The 1,398-nt window shown below is 68.2% G+C and carries 1 protein-coding gene and 1 pseudogene; one reads left to right on the top strand and one right to left on the bottom strand.

The features are described from left to right. Positions 1–415: pseudogene (locus APY03_RS45105) on the top strand (hypothetical protein); the annotation flags it as partial. Here APY03_RS45105 and APY03_RS45100 read toward each other — a convergent pair. Continuing rightward, positions 416–1,398: ribonuclease E/G (locus APY03_RS45100; protein ID WP_232324556.1), on the bottom strand; the 983-nt coding region annotated here is incomplete at its 5' end.

Below are 1,398 nucleotides of genomic sequence, written 5' to 3'. Positions count from 1 at the left end.
GGACTTCAAGCCGTTCGAGGCATGGCAGCTGCCCGCCAAGGCGATCGTGCGCACCGCGGGCCTGGTGGCGACCGGGCGGCTCGCCGATGCGAGCGGCGACCTCGATGCCGCAGCCAGGGCCTACGAGGAGGCCATCGCGGTCGAGGACAGCCTCAGCTACACCGAGCCGCCCTACTGGTACTACCCGGTACGCCAGTCCCTCGGCTCGGTGCGCCTGCGCCAGGGGCAGCTCGACGCGGCGCAGAAGGCCTTCAGGGACTCGCTGGCCCGCGTACGCAACAACGGCTGGGCGCTCGCCGGGCTGGCAGAGGTCGAGCGCAAGCGGGGCGATGCGAAGGCCGAGCGTGCAGCGCGGCAGGCCTACCAGCGTGCATGGTTCGGCGCCCGCGGCGGGCCGGAGCTGGCACGGCTCTGATCACAACAACACGATGTCGTATTGCCCCTGGCCCATCGCCGGCTCCGCCTGCAGCGAGATCGGCTTGCCGATGAAGTCGCTCAGCCCCGCCAGGTGCTGGCTCTCCTCGTCGAGGAACAGCTCGATCACCTGCGGCGACGAGACGATGCGGAACTCGCGCGGCGTGAACTGGCGCGCCTCGCGCAGGATCTCGCGCAGCACGTCGTAGGCCACGCTGCGCGCCGTCTTCACGATGCCCTGGCCGCTGCAGGCCAGGCAAGGCTCGCACAGCATGTGGGCCAACGATTCGCGGGTGCGCTTGCGCGTCATCTCGACCAGCCCCAGTTGCGAGAAGCCGCCGGCCGTGGTCTTGACGCGGTCGCGCGCCAGTTGCTTGCGGAACTCGGCCAGAACCTGCTCGCGGTGGTCGTCGCGCACCATGTCGATGAAGTCGACAATGATGATCCCGCCCAGGTTGCGCAGGCGCAGTTGCCGCGCGATGGCCTGCGCGGCTTCCAGGTTGGTCTTGAAGATGGTGTCGTCGAAGTTGCGCGCGCCGACGTACCCGCCGGTGTTGACGTCGATGGTGGTGAGCGCTTCGGTCTGGTCCACCACGAGGTAGCCGCCGGACTTCAGCTCCACGCGCCGGCCGAGCGCCTTGGCGATCTCCTCGTCGATCGAATAGAGATCGAAGATCGGACGCTCGCCCTTGTAGAGCTGCAGCTTGCCCGCCGCCTGCGGCATGAACTCGAGGCCGAACTTGAGCAGCACATCGAACTGCTCGCGCGAGTCGATGCGGATGGTCTGGGTGGCCTCGGTGGTCATGTCGCGCAACACGCGCTGCAGCAGGCTCAGGTCCTGGTGGAGCAGAGACATCGGCGGCATGCGCATGGACAGCTCGCGGATGCGCGACCAGGTCTTGCGCAGGTAGGCGATGTCTTCCGCCAGCTCTGCATCGCTCGAATCCTCGCCGTTGGTGCGCAGGATGAAGCCGCCGGTGGCCT

The organism is Variovorax sp. WDL1, assembly GCF_001541225.1.
In the GTDB taxonomy this organism is placed as follows: Bacteria; Pseudomonadota; Gammaproteobacteria; order Burkholderiales; family Burkholderiaceae_C; genus Variovorax.
Note: the sequence above shows the minus strand (reverse complement) of the source record. Positions and strands in the feature narration are given on the sequence as shown.